This window comes from Pseudomonas sp. H3_C08 (genome assembly GCF_054669455.1).
In genome coordinates this window covers 5466676-5483373 of the sequence record NZ_CP162803.1, presented here as the reverse complement: position 1 = coordinate 5483373, position 16698 = coordinate 5466676, and the positions used below count along the sequence as shown (strand labels likewise).

Genomic DNA, 16698 nt, shown 5'->3' with positions numbered 1-16698 from the left:
GAAACGTCCTGAACGCCGCTCGGTAAGCGACGGTGGTGCAGTCCATGGGCAGCGGATGGCTGTCCGGCAGACACCGACTTTATAGATATAAAAACAAGAATTTAAATACCGTTAAAGCATATTGATATCACCCAAAAAACTATCTTGTGGGTTTGCCGGGAAGGAATAAGAAGGCTATTTTTCTTTGCGCTGTAGGAAGGATCTTTTTTTCATGAAAGCCCTCCAAGGACGAACAGCTTTTGGCCAGACTCCCCCGGCCAACCTCATAACAAGGAAGAGAACATGGACGTAAAAGTGCCGCAGCGACTGGATCCGCAGGAGATTGTGAAATTGTTGGTGGCGTTGAGACGGGCATTGAAGGCCCAAGTGGCCTGAGCTCAAGATCAAAAGCACCCTCACCCCAGCCCTCTCCCAGGGGGAGAGGGAGCCGACCGAGGTGTCTGGCGAATTACGTCGACCTGAATCATCGAGTCGATTATGGATTCAGCAGAGATCTTTCACGTCGGCGTACCTCTACAGCATCCCCCAATCAGTCCCCTCTCCCTCTGGGCGGTCCGACGTTTCGGGAGGGCTAGGGTGAGGGGCTTTTCAACGCACACACAAAAACGCCGATGCCCATCACTGGCCATCGGCGTTTTCACACCTTGAAGGGGGTGGTTCAAGCGTCAGATCAGAACGCCGGCAGTACCGCGCCGTTGTACTTCTTCTCGATGAACGCTTTGACTTCCGGGCTGGTCAGGGCTTTGGCCAGTTTCTGGATCGCGTCGCTGTTCTTGTTGTCCTCACGGGCCACCAGGAAGTTCACGTACGGCGAATCAGCACCTTCAATCACCAGCGCATCTTTCTGCGGGTTCAACTTGGCTTCCAGCGCGTAGTTGGTGTTGATCATGTCCAGATCAACTTCTTTCAGAACGCGTGGCAGCAGGGCCGACTCCAGTTCCTTGAACTTGAAGTTGTGCGGGTTCTTGGCGATGTCTTTTGGCGTTGCCAGCGCGTTCTTCGGGTCTTTCAGCTCGATCAGGCCAGCCTTCTGCAGCAGGATCAGTGCGCGGCCGCTGTTGCTACCTTCGTTCGGGATGGCGATGGTGGCGCCGTCCGGCAGTTCAGCGAGGGTCTTGTACTTGCTCGAGTAACCACCGAACGGTTCAACGTGCACGCCTTGCACGGTCACCAGATACTTGGACTTGTCGTCCTTGTATTTGCCCTGGTTGAAGCTGTTCAGGTACGGCAGGGTCTGGAAGTAGTTGGCGTCCAGACGCTTCTCGCCCACCTGTACGTTCGGCTGAACGTAGTCGGTGAACACTTTGATTTCCAGATCCACGCCTTCTTTGGCCAGGGTCGGTTTGATCAGCTCAAGGATTTCAGCGTGCGGAACCGGGGTCGCGGCAACCACCAGTTTTTCGCCAGCATTGGCCAGGGAAGCAGTCAGGGAAGCAGTCAGAGCAGCCGCCAATGCGGTAAACAACAGAACCTTTTTCATGCAGTGTCCTTATCGAAAATCACGGTCGTCATCGACGACGGCATTAATACGTGTGCCAGTGAAGTGATATCGCTGGCGTGGGGCGGACAATACCGGGATTTTTTATTCCCGGACAATAACGTTTATTCAGCTTCATATTCCATTTTGTTCATGTTGAACGAAACGGTTACAACGTCTCACTCAAACGAATCAGCAAATCTTTCAATGCCTTACGCTCGGCGACGCTGCCGCCGATGTTGATTTGTGTCACTAGCCGTTCGATCTGAAGCTGCGGGCCAGACGCCTCGGGCAGGTTCAGGTGCTCCGGCAGAATCTCGTCACCGGTACTCACCAGCAAGGCAAAGTGAATGACATTTTCCAGCTCGCGGGTGTTGCCCGGCCAACTGTGTTGTTCGAGCACGTGCTGCGCCGCTTCGCTGATCAGCGGCACAGGAAGGTCGAGACGCTGACTGTAGATGCCGAGGAAATACTCGGCCAGCGACAGGATATCGCCGGTACGCGCACGTAACGCCGGCAATTCGAGGTGGCCCTCGCTGAGGTAGTGATAAAGGCGCTCGTGGAATTTCCCGGCGTCCACCGCTTGCGCCAGATCGATGCTGGTGGCCGCGACCAGGCGCACATCCACGGGACTTGGCTGATGCGCACCGACACGAGTGACTTCGTGGTTCTCCAACGCGGCAAGCAATTTGATCTGGATCGGCAGCGGCAAGTCGCCGATTTCATCCAGATACAAGGTGCCGCCGTTGGCCGAACCGAACCAGCCTGCACGGCTGCTGGCCGAGCCGCTGTAACTGCCGGCAGCGTAGCCGAACAGCTCGGCATCAGCGTAGGTCGGGCTGATCGCTCCGCAATTGACCGAAACAAACAGACCGCTGCGGTCACTGGCGCGATGGATGTGCCGGGCGAGCAATTCTTTACCCGTACCGGTCTCGCCACGGATCAATACCGAAGTCGAGCGCGGCGCCAGTTGCTCGAGCTCCTCACGCAGTTGACGCGAGCGCGGATCGACGAACACCAGCGCCTTGGCGCGAATGCTCAGGGGGCTTTTTTCCGCATCGGGAAAGGTCAGCAACGGCTGACCGAAGGTTTCGAAACTCATGGCAGGCTCCCGCCCAAAACCGCCGGCAGACGGGGGCGTTGAAAGAAAAAAGATCAGGCGCGGCGGCGGGCGTGGTGTTCCATACGGTTTTGCAGGCGATAGAGATAAGCAAAACCCTGCTCCCAACGCTGATGCCCGGACTTGACGTTGATGTGTCCGGCACCGGCGAGAATTCCCGCCTCGGCGCCCCAGTTGCGCGCCAGCTCCAGTGCGCGCGGCGCACTCACGGCGGCGTCGTTGTCGGAGCTGACGACCTGGCTCGGAAACGGCAGCAGATCAGTCGGAATCGGCGCGAAATTGCGCAGCGCCGGGGCACATGCCGGACGCTCGACATCTGCCGGCGCGACCAACAAGGCACCACGCACCTGACGCAGGTATTGCAGCGGCGCAGTGGCTGCCCAATGGGCAACGGTGATGCAGCCGAGGCTGTGGGCGATAAGGATGACAGGCGTGCTATCGGCGGCAATCGCCTCGGCCAGTGCCGCCACCCAGTCTTCACGACGCGGCGTCAGCCAATCGGCCTGCTCGACCCGCGCACTGTTTGGCAGGCTGTTCTGCCAGTGGCTTTGCCAATGATCATCTGGCGATCCTTGCCAGCCCGGCACAATCAGGTAGCGGATTGATTCGTTGCGCATGGGGAGCTCTCCTGCGTCGTGTCTGTTCCTGGACGAGTATAGGGAGCGGATTTATATTCGTTAAGGAATAAGAAGCTATTTATTAAGACCTGAATTGAATATGAGATGTGTGCCTGGCTGGAAATCTTTTCCCCCTCACCCCAGCCCTCTCCCCCATGGGGGCGAGGGGGAAAGGGAGCCGATCTTCATGCCGTTCAAATCCTGAGTTCGACTGGGTATTTCAGGTCGGTGTAACTCGTGAGAACAACCGAGATCAGTTCCCTCTCCCTATGGGCGGTCCGACGTTTCGGGAGGGCTAGGGTGAGGGTTCTGCTTCTAATGCCAGAAATAAAAAAAGGGCCGCACCCTGCCAAGGAGACGGCCCCGGAAAAACGTAAAATCTGTCACCGCGCGGTAATCACCGATAACTTGGTAATCCCCGCCCGTTCAATCGAAGCCATCGCCCGCGCCACTTCGCCGTAGTTCACCCCGTCATCGGCCTGCAATTGCACGCGCACTTCCGGGTCCTTAGCCTTGGCCGACTTGAGGTTGAATTCCAGCAAGTCAGGCTGAATCTCGTCCTTGTTGATAAACAGCTTGCCGGCGCCATCGATGCTCACCACCAGCGGGTCCTTCTGCTCGACCGGCGCCACCGCTTCGGTCTTCGGCAGGTTGATCGGAATCGCGTTGGTTAGCAGCGGCGCGGTGACGATAAACACCACCAGCAGCACCAGCATCACGTCCACCAGCGGGGTCACGTTGATCTCGCTGAGTACCTCATCACTGTCTTGCGTGGAGAAGGCCATATCAGGACGCCTCCTTCACTTTTGCTGCGTTGCCCGGCGTTGCGACCTTGTGCGCCGTCGGGTGGATCAACACGCGGAATGCACTCTTCTGCGCCAGGCTGTAGAAGTCGTGGGCGAAGTCATCCAGATCCGCCGCCGTCAGTTTCAACCGACGCAAAAAGTAGTTGTAAACCAGCACTGCCGGCACCGCGACGGCGATCCCCACACCTGTGGCGACCAGTGCCGCCCCGATTGGCCCGGCGACCGTTTCCAGGCTCGCCGAACCTGCGGCGCTGATGCCTTTCAACGCCTCCATGATTCCCCACACCGTGCCGAACAATCCAATGAACGGCGAGGTGCTACCAATACTTGCGACCACTGCAAGGCCCGTTTCCAGCGAACGCCGTTCGCGAACGATCTGCTGACGCAATGCGCGCTCGAGGCGATCCTGATGGTTGATCGCCTGGCTCAAATCATTCGCCTGTGGCGTCTCACCCACCTGAATCGCCGCGTAACCGGCCTGTGCCACCCGCGCTGCGGCGCCGGGTTGGGTCTCGCTCAATTCAGCGGCTGAATCCAGACTCGACGCCGCCCAGAAACGCTTATGAAAACGCCGATCCTGCGCCTTCAGCCGCCCGAACTGCACAGTCTTGAGCAGTGCCAGGCCCCAGGTGGCGACGGAAAAAACCACCAGCAGCCAGATCACCGCGCTTTCGATGGATTCCAGTGGAGATGCCAGTAACGTCATGATGATTCCCTCGTGTAAACGTTTCGCGCGAATTTGGTTTCGGTTTAATGAATCTTGAAATCGATGGGCACGCTGACCCAGCCGTCCTGGGCGACATCACCCTGCTTGGCCGGGACGAAACTCCAACGTTTGACGGCGTTCAGCGCCGCGTCGTCGAGCTGTTGCCGGCCGCTGCTTTTGGCTATCTGGATCTCACCCGGTTTGCCGCTGGCCAACACATGCACGCGCAGCAACACCGTGCCTTCCCAACCGCGACGCTGAGCCAGCGACGGGTATTCCGGTGCCGGGTTTTTCAGGTACGCGGCGTTCGCTGAGGCTGGGGTTACCGGTGCCGGCGCGGGGGGAGCAGGTGGCGCTGGCGCTGCAACCGGAACTGCCGGTTGTGGCGGCGCGGGTGGTTGCTCGACGGCTTTCGGCGCTGGTTTGGGGGCCTGTTTAACCACCGGTTTGGGTTTCGGAACGGGTTTTGGCGGCGGTGGTTTTACTGCCAGTTCGTCTTCTACCGGCGGCGGTGGCTCAACCACAGGCGCAGGTGGTGGCGGCTCGACAACCGGTGGTGCTGGTGGTGCCGGGCGCGAGAATTCGATAGTCATCGGCGGAATTTCCGGCGGCACGATCGGCAGCACCGGCGTCGGCTTCTGGCTGATCCAGTAGATCACCGCGCCATGCACCACCAATGCGAGCACGCCGAGCAGAAGGGTTTCGCGCCGACTCAAAATTCCTTTGGGCGCACGCTGCAAACGCAGCTGTCCCAACGGCACACGATGCGGCCGGCCGAGATCGACCAACTCGCCACCCGGCGTCTGACGCCACAGCAATTCCTCTGCGCTGGCGGCGGTCTGGACATTGCCCATTGATTCACTCCCTGCGGTCTTTTTGCGTTCTCTACAAAAACTGCCGATCAACCGTTTGTTGAATCCCCCACGGCGAATCGATGGATGAATCATTGGGCTTGTCGCTTATCTCCGAAAGTAATCTTTAACGTTATGCATAGGTCTTTATGGAATATATGAATTGATCAATTCCGCCAAAGCCACGTGCCACGTGGGCTGTAGCGATACGGGAAAATTCGCATGCTTTTCAGGCATTGAAAGTATTCACGCAACGCATCAAATTCGCCTGACCCGGTTTTGCGGGACAACTAATACCAAGTAGATAGTTGATTATTATTTTGCTGGAACAATAAAAAGGCCGACGCACTTTCGTGCGTCGGCCTTTATCAATTGCGCGCGGATTATTGTTTGACGAATTCACCTGCCAGGGTCACTACTTCACCGTCAAAATTAGTACGGGAACCGGCCGCACGAACTTTTGCGTAATTGTGATCAGGAGAAAACAATGACCACGCTTGAAATCCGCTATTACCATTCAGACCGACAAATGTGATGGTGGTAGGTTGTCCGGTGCTGTTCTGGAAATGGTAATGCCCGTAGCTGACGTCATAGTTAACGCCGCCCTGGCTGAACGTGCCACTGAATGTACCGTTGGAATCGTTGCCATCGGTAATCGTCAGTTTGGCGCCAGCGTTAGCGTTCACATAAGTGCCATTAATGCTCGACATGATTCGATTTCCTTTATCGTTGGGATAAGTATCTTCCGATGAGAGCAAGTTTCCTCCTGGAAACTCACGACAGTCAGGATGGTTGCACATTCAATTATTGTCCACGCGACTTACTAACGAATTTGCAATAAGCACCCTTCAACCCGCTCATAACTTATCGCCGTTCGTTCGAACACTAATTCCAATTCAACTAACGACTGGCATTGGTTTGTTGCGCGCCTACAACCGGGGCATTAACCGCCGTCTCGGAGCGTGGCGTACCGGTTGGCACCCAGTCATAACTCACAGGCAACGCCCGATAGACCCAATTGCTGATCGCGTCGCTGCCCGGCGCCTTACCGAGATACGGGCTGACGTATTCCCAGACATTTTCACCACTGGCCGTCACCTGCAAAAACCGTCCGTTCATGCCTTCGTCGATCAGCGTGTTGCCGTTGGGCAAGCGCCGCGCGCTGCTGATAAACGAGCTGTAGAACGCCCACCCCGGTTGCTTCGAATTGGCCGCGCTGTACTGCCAGACGATCTCACTTTTCACCGGATCGATTTCCAGTACCCGCGAGCCGGAAATCAGCCCGAGGGTAACGTTCGGATAACCCGCCGATCCCTGGTTATCGAACACCAGCAAATTGCCGGCACCTGGCAATCCGGCCGGAATGATGTGTGCATCATGCTGACCGACGAACTGATCCACCGGGCGCGGCAATTTTTGCGCAGTTTTCGGGTTGATCAGCGGCAGGTTCGGGCCGAGACGCCAGACCACTTTGCCGCTGTTCTTGTCGATGATCGCGATGAAGTTGGCGTTGCGTGAATCGATCAGCAGGTTGTCCGGATTGAAGCGCTTGTCACCGGCATCGAACCACTTGTTCGGCCCCACCAGACTGAGGTTGTTGATGTGCAGGTAGTCCGGATTTTCACTGGCGCGCACCAGCTTCAACTGCTCGGCGGTGAAGCCGAATTCATTCAGATGCTCCGAGGCCAGCCACTGCCATTTCAGCGCGCCGTCGGGGCTGACTTCATAGATCGCATCGTCAATCACCTCGGGCACTTTAAAGCCTTTGACCTTGTGCACCTTGTTCGCCAGCACCACGGTGTTGCCGTTGCTCAAACGGCGCTGATCATGGTGTTGTTGCGCTGCGCCACCGGGCGCCTTGTCGCCCCACTGCCAGACGACTTTGCCATTCCAGTCCAGCTCGCCGACGCTCTGATTGCCCAACCCGTTGCCGGCCGAACCGAGTTTACCGGGATCCTTTTCACTCAGTTGCAACAGCACATGGCCGCGCTCGCCGCCGACCAGTTTCGGGTCGATGATCGCTGACGGGAAACCTGCCTGTGGCCAGGTTTTCACCTCGTTGCCGTTCATGTCGATCAGGTGCGTCTGCTTGTCGGCGCCGCTGAAAATCACGTACTGATTGAAAGCCTGGTTCGGGTCATAACGGGTCACGCCGGTCGGGTAAACACTCGGTGCGGCGAATGCGCCGGCACTGAGCACTGCGCCGGACAGCAACACCGGCAAAGCGGTTTTGATACGCAACATGATGCAGTTCCTTGAGTGACGAATCAGAAGTCGTAGCGACCGGTGACGCCGAGGGTGCGAGGTGTGCCGAGCAAGCCTTCATAGCCGCCGTTGCCGCCCGTCCACAGGGTCGTGTAGTAGGTTTTGTCGAAAGCGTTTTTCAGCCACAGCGACACGTCCCACTGGCCCTGATTGAAATCGCCGCGCAGGCCGGTGGAAAAGTTGACCACGGCGTAACTCGGGATCTGCCCGTAGTCGGAATCCTCGACGGTACCGACGGCTTTCGAGCGAAACGCGTAGCTGGCAGTGACGTAAGGTTCGAAACCGTTATCCAGATTCCATTTGTATTCACCGTTGGCGTTGCCGATCCATTTCGAAGCGCCGACCACTTGATGGCCGCTGAGGTCGCAGGACGCTGGAGCACCTGGCGCCTGACTGACTTCCGGCGGGCACGGGGCATCTTTGTACGAGAGGTAACTGACGTCGTTGTAGGAGCCGTTGATGTTCAGGGTCAGGCCGCGCAGCGGGATCACCGTGCTTTCGAACTCGACCCCGCGTGAACGTACGGAACCGGCGTTGGTCAGGTACTGCACACGGTTTTCCGCGTCGTAGGCGTTGGTCTGGTAAGCGTTGACCTGAGTCCAGAAGACGTTGGCGTTGAGTTGCAGACGGTGATCCCACAGCGTGCTCTTGAAGCCGAGTTCGGCGTTGTTCGCGCGCTCGGTGCCGATCAGCAGCGAATCGGAACCCGCTACCGGTGCGGAACCGACGGCGAGGTTGACCCCGCCGGACTTCTCGCCGTGGGATAACGTGGCGTAACCGAGCACATCATCAGTGATGCGATAGCTGAGGTTGAGCAGCCCGGAAGGACTCGAGCTGTACTGATTCAGATCGCCGGAATCGTAAGCGCCGGCACGACCGCGCCGCGCCGTGGCCGCAGCGCCCGTAACGGCGGCACCACCGAGCGGCGCATCGCGAGTGACCCAGGCTGATTTCTCTTCATACGTGCCACGCACCCCGGCGGTGAAGTCCAGTCGCTCGGTGAGGTGCCAGGTGCCTTGGGCGAACAATGCAAAACTGTCGGTCTTGATATGACCGTTGCCGACACTGGTGACGTTGGCCAGCGCACCGGGCGCCGTACCATTCCAGATATCCGCTTGCGGGCCGTAATAAGCGAAGGATTTATTGTCCAGATCCGAGCCGAAGTAGTACGCGCCTACGACGTAATCGAAGAACTCGCCCTTGGGCGAGGCCAGGCGAAATTCCTGCGAGTACTGTTTGTCTTCCACCGACACCCCGGCGTTGTAGCTCGCCGGCACGTTGAGGCCGTCGTCGTTGCGCGGGGTAAAATTCCAGAAGCGATAGGAGCTGATCGAGGTCAGCGTGAAGTCGCTTGGCAGCGTCCAGTTGGCCTCCACCGAGGTGCCGCCCTGATGCACGGTGACATGCTGATCGTTGTCCAGATTGACCTTGCGGTGCGAGCCGTTGACCAGCGTTGCGCCGGCGGCATTGGCGCGCGACTGGTAAAGATTGACGCCATTGATGGTCGGCCCGGTGTTGTACAACACGCGGGTGCCGGCGCTGGAATCCTCTTCGTTGTAGTCGCCAATCCAGCGTAGGTTGAAATCTTCATTGGGCTTGAACAGCAGTTGCGCGCGGAAGCCCTCGCGCGAGCCGCCGTTGAGATCATGGCCGTCGTATTCGTTTTTGATGTCACCGTCGCTACGGGTTCGATAAGCCGAAAAGCGTCCGGCCAGTTGATCGTTGAGCGGGCCGGAAATGGTGCCCTTGGTCTGGAAGTAACCGTCCTCACCCACCGAGGTTTCGATGCTGCGCTCAGGGGTGAAGGTTGGCGCGCGGGTGCTGATGTTGATCACCCCGGCAGTGGTGTTTTTGCCGAACAACGTGCCCTGCGGCCCACGCAAGACTTCGAGCTGTTCGATGTCCATCAGGTCAAACACCGCCATCCCCGGGCGGCCCAGATAGACGTTGTCGATGTACAGGCCAACGCTGCCTTCCAGGCCATCGCTGGCCGGGTTATTACCGAGGCCGCGGATCGATACGCTGGACTGCCGCGCGTGCATGTAGGCGACGTTGACGCTGGGCACCAGCTGTTGCAAATCCTGAATCCGGTAGACCCTCTGCGTCTCCAGATTCTGCCCGCTGACCACGCTCATTGGCGTTGGTACATCTTGCGAACTTTCTTCGCGGCGGCGGGTGGTGACGGTCACGGTTTCCAGTTGCGAACTGTTGGCGGCAGGCTTGCCGGCCAGCACCGGCGCCGGGGTTTCGGAGTCGGCGGCGTAACCGTGAGTCCAGCTCGCGCTCCCTGCCAGCAACAGGGCCAGAGGCAGGCGTTTGAGCCGTCGTGGCGTTAGGGGTGACGCAAGGTTCAACGGACTCATGGCGCGGCTCCTGGTCAAAAAATACACAGACATCATCAGCGCTGTATATTCTTTTAAGTTATTTATTTATGGATTTACAAATATTTACTGCATAAGAGATTGCCTTTATAAGGAGTCGACCTAATGCATATCCAATGCATTTCCCGGATATTTTTTATGTGAAAAATGCATATCGACTTGCGCCAACTTCGTCACTTCATCGCCCTGGCTGAACAACGCAGCTTCGTCGCCGGCGCGCAGGCGGTGAACCTGTCGCAGTCGGCGTTCAGCCGCAGCATTCAGGCGCTGGAGCACAGCGTCGGCTGCCAGTTGGTCGATCGCGGGCGCAAGGAATTACCGCCGACCAAACAGGGCCAGGTCCTGCTTGAGCACGCGCGGCGACTGGTCAGTGGCGCGCAGCAGATGGCCAACGAGATCAGTCAGTTCAATGGGCTGGAAGCGGGGGAATTACGCTTCGGTTGTGGGCCGGCGCCGGCGGCGGGTTTGATCCCTCGGGCGATTGGCAGCTTCATCGGCCGCTATCCGAAAGCGCGGGTGCAGTTTCAGGTCGATGACTGGCAGAGTCTGAGCAAGCGGTTACTCAGCGAAGAGTTTGAATTTTTCGTCGCGGACACTCGGCACTTCGAGGCAGATCCGGATTACCTGACCTACCGGTTGCGACCGCGCAAATGGCATTTCTGCTGCCGTGCCGGCCACCCTTTGGCCGGGTTTGAGCGGGTCACCGCCGAGCAATTGATGAGCTATCCCTTGGCGGTAAGTATTCGTCCGCCGAACCTGCGCAAAGTCATAGTCGACCTCAGTGGGCGGCCGGATTTCACACCCAATGTGGAGTGTGAAAACAGCTCGAGCCTGCTCAGCGTGGTGCTGCGTTCGGATGCGATCGGGATTGTCGGGGCGTATTCCGACGCGCTGCATCAGGCCAAAGGTGAGTTGGTGTGCTTGCGCATCGAAGGACTGGCGGATGATCTTGAGGAGCTGTACACCCGCTACGGGATTGTCAGCCGCGCAGGGTATCGGTTGTCGCCGTTGGCGGAGGCGATGATTGAGCAGATCAAGGCGATTGATCAGCAGGATGAAGAGGTTTGCTCACTACAGAATCTCGCCGTTTGATCGGGCCTCTTCGCGAGCAAGCTCGCTCCCACAATGGATTGTGGTGAATACAGAATGTGTGATCGCCACCAACCCTGTGGGAGCGAGCCTGCTCGCGAAGAGGCCGGCACAGGCACCGATGCATTTCCTGCATAAAACCCATTCCCCAAATGCACTTGCCGAACACCCCCACTGAAAGCGAAAAACCCCACCTGTCTCTCTGACCGGTGAAACCATGTCCAACTCGCCAAACCCCGTGCGCAACGTGCTGTACATCATGTGCGATCAACTGCGCCGCGATTACCTGTCCTGCTACGGCCATCCGCATCTGCACACGCCGAATATCGATCGCCTGGCTGCAGCCGGCGTGCGTTTCAGCCGCGCCTACACCCAAGGCACGATTTGTGGCCCGTCGCGGATGTCGGCCTACACCGGACGCTATGTCAGCAGCCATCAAGTGGCGTGGAACGCCGTGCCGTTGCCGCTGGAAGAACTGACCATCGGCGATTACCTGCGCCCGCACGGCATTCGTACTGCGCTGGTCGGCAAGACCCACGCGACGGCGAATGTCGATGCCTTGCAACGCCTGGCAATCAATCCCGAAAGCGAACAGGCCGAAATCCTCAACGAAGTCGGTTTCGAACCTTACATGCGCCACGACGGCATCTACCCCGACGACCCGCTGTTCGACGACAAACGCGAATCCGCGCCCTACACCCATTATCTGCGCGAGCAGGGGTTCGACGGCAAAAACCCCTGGCACGACTGGGCCAACGCCGCCGAAGGCGAGCACGGTGAAATCCTCAGCGGCTGGCAAATGCGTCATGCGAATTTGCCAGCACGAATTCCCGAGCAACACTCAGAGACTGTCTACACTACAAATCGAGCCATCGACTTCATCACCGAGCAAGGCGAGAAATCGTGGTGTTTACACCTTTCCTATATCAAACCGCACTGGCCCTACATCGTACCAGCGCCGTACCACGCCTTGTACAGTACGAAATCGATTCTCGAAGCGATCCGCGCGACGCCCTCCGAAGCCAGCAAACACCCCGTATACACTGCCTTTCGCCAGCATGAGGAAAGCCTCAACTTCTCCCGTGACTCAGTACGATTGACTGTAATCCATACGTACATGGGTCTGATCAAGCAGGTGGATGATCAACTCGGGCGGCTGTTCGATTTTCTGCAGAGCAATGGCCGCTGGGACGACACGTTGATCGTGTTCACCAGCGATCACGGCGACTTTTTGGGCGATCACTGGCTCGGTGAGAAGGAGTTTTTGCTGGAGCAGGCGGTGGGCGTGCCGTTGATCGTGCGTGATCCTCGAGCGGCGGCGGATGTCACGCGCGGCACGGTGGATGATCGACTCGCGGAAACCATCGATGCGTTGCCGACCTTTCTTGAAGCACTGGGATTGCCGGGGGCAGAGCATCGGCTTGAAGGGCGTTCGTTGATCCCGCTTCTGCACGGCGAAAATCCGCACTGGCGCCACTATGCAATCAGCGAATACGACTACGCCTTCCAGGCGCCGGCGCGTGAGCGTCTGGGCCAGCCGATCGATCGCTGCCGGATGACCATGGTGCGTAGCGAGCGCTGGAAGTACCTAGCGTACGACGGCTTTCGACCGCAGTTGTTTGACCTGCTGAATGATCCGCAGGAGTTGCGGGATTTGGGTGATGACCCTGAATTTGCGGCGGTGCGCGAGGAGCATGCGGGGTATTTGTTTGAGTGGGTGCGGGGGTTGAAGCGGCGGACGACGATCAGTCATCAGGAAATTGATTTGCGGGGGCAGCGGTTTCGCTACGGAGAGCCGGAGATCGAGAAGGTTGTGCAGATTGGGGTTTGGTAGCTTGAAGAGCCCCTCACCCTAACCCTCTCCCGGAGGGAGAGGGGACTGAATGGGGGATATTGCAGAGATACACCGACCTGATCCAGCTTCACCGAATCCATAATCAATAAGGTGGTTCAGGTCGATGCATCCCGAAAGACAACTCGGTCAGCTCCCTCTCCCTCGGGGAGAGGGCTGGGCGGGCGGCGTTCCGATGAGGGGCTTTTGATCTTCAATCACGCCCCTAAATTGTCTGACTGCGCTGCCCTGAAGCCCCAACCGGCACTTCCCCCTTGAGCGTCACCCGACGCACCCCCCGATCCTGCGTACCGTAATCATCAATCGCATAATGCTGCGTCGAACGGTTATCCCAGATCGCCACATCACCGGCCTTCCAGCGCCAGCGCACGGTATTTTCCTGACGGATCACATGACTCTGCAACAGCCCGAACAGATGCGCTGAATCCGCTTGCGAGTAACCCTTGATGCGTTTGACGAAATGCCCCAGCAGCAAGCTCTTCTCGCCGCTGATCGGGTGCACGCGCACCACCGGATGCTCAGTCTCGTAAACGGTCGAGGTGAAGACCTTGCGATAACGCTCAAGCTTCTCCGCCGAGACGTCCGGCTTGGCGCTGGCGTAGTCGTATTCGTTGCTGTGCACGGCGACCAGTTTGTCGGCCAGTTCACGCAATTCGGTCGGCAAGCCGTTGTACGCCGTTGCGGTGTTGGCCCACAGCGTGTCGCCACCGAAGGCCGGGGCTACCACCGAGCGCAGGATCGACGCTTTCGGGTAGGCGTCGACGAAGGTCACGTCGGTGTGCCAGGAGTTGGCGCGCTGGCCTTCAGCGCCGTCCAGCTCGAGCAGATAACGGGTGCCCTCACGGGACGGTACGGTCGGGTGCGCCACTGGCTCGCCGAGCAGATGGGCGAAGGCTTCCTGACGCTGATCGTCGAGTTGGGTCTGCTCACGGAAGAACACGACTTTGTACTGAACCAGCGCCTGTTGAATGGCTTCGACGGTGGCGGCGTCCAGCTCACCGGACAGGTGCACGCCACGGATCTCGGCGCCGATACGACCGGCGACCGGATGAATCTCCAGCGCGTGGACAGCGGGTTTTACTGCGAGTGCGGCATTGCTCATGGGTAGACCCTCATCGACTGCTTACGGTTGGACGGCAGCGAAACAACGCTCTATCTATATTCCATTTACATCTAATAGATATTCACGTGCTTCGTTGACGGAATAAGAGCTTGCATTTAAAACCTCTAGCAACCCTCGTCGCAAATGCCTTCGAGCTATTTTTAGGATGCCGGAAAAGCATATGGATCTTCGCCAGTTGCGTTACTTCATCGCCCTCAACGAACACCGCAGTTTTGTCCGCGCGGCGGACGCGATGGGCATCACTCAACCGGCGTTCAGCCGCAGTATTCAAGGGCTCGAGCAGGAGTTCGGCTGCGTGCTGGTGGATCGCGGCAACAAGGATCTGCGCCCCACGCCCGAAGGCCAAGTGGTGCTGCAACACGCCCTGAGCCTGGTGCAGGGTGCCGCGCTGCTCAGTGCCGAAGTGACGCAGATGACCAAGCTCGATGCCGGCGAAGTGCACTTCGGTTGCGGCCCGGCGCCAGCAGTGAAACTGGTGCCGGACGCCGTGGCGCAATTCATCAACGCGCACCCGAAAGTGCGCACCTGTTTTCAGGTGGATAACTGGGAAAAACTCAGCCGCGCGTTGAGCCGTGAAGAGATCGAATTCTTTATCGCCGACATCCGCCATTTCGAGTCCGATCCAAACTTCCAGACCCAGGCACTGACGCCCAAACGCGGGGCATTTTTCTGCCGCCCGGGACACCCGTTGCTGGCAAAGGAAAGTCTGTCGACCAACGACATGTTCGACTATCCGCTGGCGACGACGCTGATCCCCCCGGGGATTCGCAAATTATTGGCGAACCTCAGCGGCCGCATCGATTTTTCCCCGACCATCGAGACCGAGCATTTTCCGGCGCTGGTGAAGGTGGTGCTGCAATCGAATGCGATTGGCGTCGGTACGGAAGAGGCGTTTGTCGAGGACATTGCCAAGGGTTCGCTGGTGTTGCTGCACTGGCGCAATCTGCCGCAGAACCTGGAGAGCATGAATGCGCGTTGCGGGATTGTCAGTCGTACCGGGTTTCGCCTGTCGCCGGCGGCACGGGCGATGATCGAGACGTTGGTGGCGGTGGATCGGCAGGAGATCAGCGTCGCTGTTTAGGGCCCTTTCGCGAGCAGGCTCGCTCCCACAGTGGTTCGGTGGTGAATGCAGAATCTGTGTTCACCGAAGAACCCTTTGGGAGCGAGCCTGCTCGCGAAGAGGCCAGAGCAGGCGCTAAAGATTCAGAGCTTGGCCGCTGCCAACTCAGGCGCCACCCAATCATTCACCTTGAACGGCTTGCGAATCAGCTTCTGCTGCGCCGCCAGATCAACTTTGTCCTGCAAGCTGCCAAGGAACACCGGATCCAGCGTCGACGGGAACACTTCGCTCAACTTCTGATCCTGCAGATCCTGGGTCAGGATCACCGGCGGATAGCTGGCCAAACCCGAGACCAGTTGCACGTATGCGGCCTTGTTGCCGTCCTGCGTCAACCACTCCACGGCCTGTTGTTGCGCCTTGAGCAACTTGGCCACCGCCTCCGGGTGCGCGTCGACAAACTTGCCCGTGCCGACCAATACCGACTGCACGCTGCCTGCGCCACCGAGATCTTTGGTGTTCAGCGGCAACTCGGCCAGCCCCTTGGCCTGCAATGCGCTCAACCCGGAGCTGCCCCATGACGCATCGATCTGCTTGGCTGCCAACGCCGCGACCGCTGCATTGAAATCCAGATTGATCACTTTCAGATCCTTCTCGCTCAGGCCCTGACTTGCCAGCGCCGCATCAAACGACAACTGCGTCGCGGTGCCACGGAAGATCGCCACGCGCTTGCCCTTGAGATCCTGCAACGTCTTGATCCCCGAACCCGGTACCACCCCCAGATACTGCTTCACCCCACGCGCACTGGCGCTGAGCAAGCGAGTATCCAGGCCATTGGACTTACCGATGATTGCCGCCAGATCGCCGAGATACGCCAGATCAACCTGACCGTTGGCAAACGCTTCATTGATCACCGGTCCCGCACCCTTGAAGAAACTCCACTGAATCTTGATGCCCTGATCGGCAAAGGCCTTTTCGAAGATCTGCTGATCGCGCAGCACGTCGACCACACCGCCGCCGCTGTGTTGAGTCCCCGCGCTCAGGTCGGGCACGGCGATTCTGATTTCCTTGAGTTCGTCGGCATGCGCGGTAAACGCCAGCAAGCCCACCAGAGCAGGAACGGCAAACAGGCTGAAAACACGTTTGAAGGGGAGGTTCATGGGTGCTGCTCCTTGATCACGACGGGCGTTGAGGAGCCGAAAGTAGGCCGAATGACTACCTACGCTTAAATACTATAAATGCACATTTTTATAGCTTTTAACGCTAAGCGAGCAGCGCCGGGGCTCGTAGCGGCGTATGCATTAACAGCATCGAAAATATTCTTCGAATGCATTGGATGCGTTTGGGTTGGAAG

14 protein-coding genes are annotated in these 16698 nt (G+C 58.4%); 3 read left to right on the top strand and 11 right to left on the bottom strand.

The window, feature by feature from the left end:
- Positions 1-670: 670 nt before the first annotated feature.
- The 9 genes from AB4N74_RS25010 to AB4N74_RS24970 all read right to left on the bottom strand — a co-directional run bounded on the left by AB4N74_RS25010 (position 671) and on the right by AB4N74_RS24970 (position 10205).
- Positions 671-1480, bottom strand: a complete 810-nt coding sequence (locus tag AB4N74_RS25010; RefSeq protein ID WP_093440501.1) for a MetQ/NlpA family ABC transporter substrate-binding protein — start codon at positions 1478-1480, stop codon at positions 671-673.
- A 166-nt stretch (positions 1481-1646) separates the two neighbouring features.
- Positions 1647-2579, bottom strand: a complete 933-nt coding sequence (locus AB4N74_RS25005) for a sigma 54-interacting transcriptional regulator (protein ID WP_093440496.1) — start codon at positions 2577-2579, stop codon at positions 1647-1649.
- Between the two features lie 53 nt (positions 2580-2632).
- Positions 2633-3214, bottom strand: a complete 582-nt coding sequence (locus AB4N74_RS25000; protein WP_093440491.1) for an alpha/beta hydrolase — start codon at positions 3212-3214, stop codon at positions 2633-2635.
- Between the two features lie 383 nt (positions 3215-3597).
- Complete coding sequence (locus AB4N74_RS24995; protein ID WP_003220570.1) at positions 3598-3999, bottom strand: ExbD/TolR family protein; 402 nt, start codon at positions 3997-3999, stop codon at positions 3598-3600.
- Between the two features lies 1 nt (position 4000).
- Positions 4001-4726: a MotA/TolQ/ExbB proton channel family protein gene (locus AB4N74_RS24990; protein WP_460097532.1), complete on the bottom strand. Its 726-nt coding sequence runs from the start codon at positions 4724-4726 to the stop codon at positions 4001-4003.
- 44 nt (positions 4727-4770) lie between these two features.
- Positions 4771-5580, bottom strand: coding sequence for an energy transducer TonB (locus tag AB4N74_RS24985; protein ID WP_460089468.1), 810 nt, complete (start codon positions 5578-5580; stop codon positions 4771-4773).
- A gap of 380 nt (positions 5581-5960) precedes the next feature.
- Positions 5961-6287 (bottom strand): hypothetical protein, encoded by a 327-nt coding sequence (locus tag AB4N74_RS24980; RefSeq protein WP_038359731.1) that lies wholly within the window; start codon positions 6285-6287, stop codon positions 5961-5963.
- A 190-nt stretch (positions 6288-6477) separates the two neighbouring features.
- Complete coding sequence (locus tag AB4N74_RS24975; protein ID WP_460097530.1) at positions 6478-7821, bottom strand: aryl-sulfate sulfotransferase; 1344 nt, start codon at positions 7819-7821, stop codon at positions 6478-6480.
- 23 nt (positions 7822-7844) lie between these two features.
- Positions 7845-10205, bottom strand: a complete 2361-nt coding sequence (locus AB4N74_RS24970) for a TonB-dependent receptor (RefSeq protein ID WP_460097528.1) — start codon at positions 10203-10205, stop codon at positions 7845-7847.
- A 165-nt stretch (positions 10206-10370) separates the two neighbouring features.
- Here AB4N74_RS24970 and AB4N74_RS24965 point away from each other — a divergent pair, with 165 nt between their 5' ends.
- Positions 10371-11315 (top strand): LysR family transcriptional regulator, encoded by a 945-nt coding sequence (locus AB4N74_RS24965; protein ID WP_093440466.1) that lies wholly within the window; start codon positions 10371-10373, stop codon positions 11313-11315.
- A gap of 214 nt (positions 11316-11529) precedes the next feature.
- Entirely contained in the window at positions 11530-13146 is a 1617-nt protein-coding gene (locus AB4N74_RS24960; protein ID WP_460097526.1) for an alkaline phosphatase family protein, read from the top strand.
- A 223-nt stretch (positions 13147-13369) separates the two neighbouring features.
- On the opposite strand, the gene AB4N74_RS24955 is transcribed toward AB4N74_RS24960, so the two are convergent.
- Positions 13370-14266 (bottom strand): TauD/TfdA dioxygenase family protein, encoded by an 897-nt coding sequence (locus AB4N74_RS24955; protein ID WP_460097524.1) that lies wholly within the window; start codon positions 14264-14266, stop codon positions 13370-13372.
- 181 nt (positions 14267-14447) lie between these two features.
- On the opposite strand from AB4N74_RS24955, the gene AB4N74_RS24950 reads away from it, so the two are divergent.
- Positions 14448-15368: a LysR family transcriptional regulator gene (locus tag AB4N74_RS24950; protein ID WP_460097522.1), complete on the top strand. Its 921-nt coding sequence runs from the start codon at positions 14448-14450 to the stop codon at positions 15366-15368.
- A 122-nt stretch (positions 15369-15490) separates the two neighbouring features.
- On the opposite strand, the gene AB4N74_RS24945 is transcribed toward AB4N74_RS24950, so the two are convergent.
- Positions 15491-16504 carry an ABC transporter substrate-binding protein gene (locus AB4N74_RS24945; RefSeq protein WP_093440450.1) on the bottom strand — a complete coding sequence of 338 codons (1014 nt, stop codon included), beginning with the start codon at positions 16502-16504 and terminating at the stop codon, positions 15491-15493.
- Positions 16505-16698: the final 194 nt, after the last annotated feature.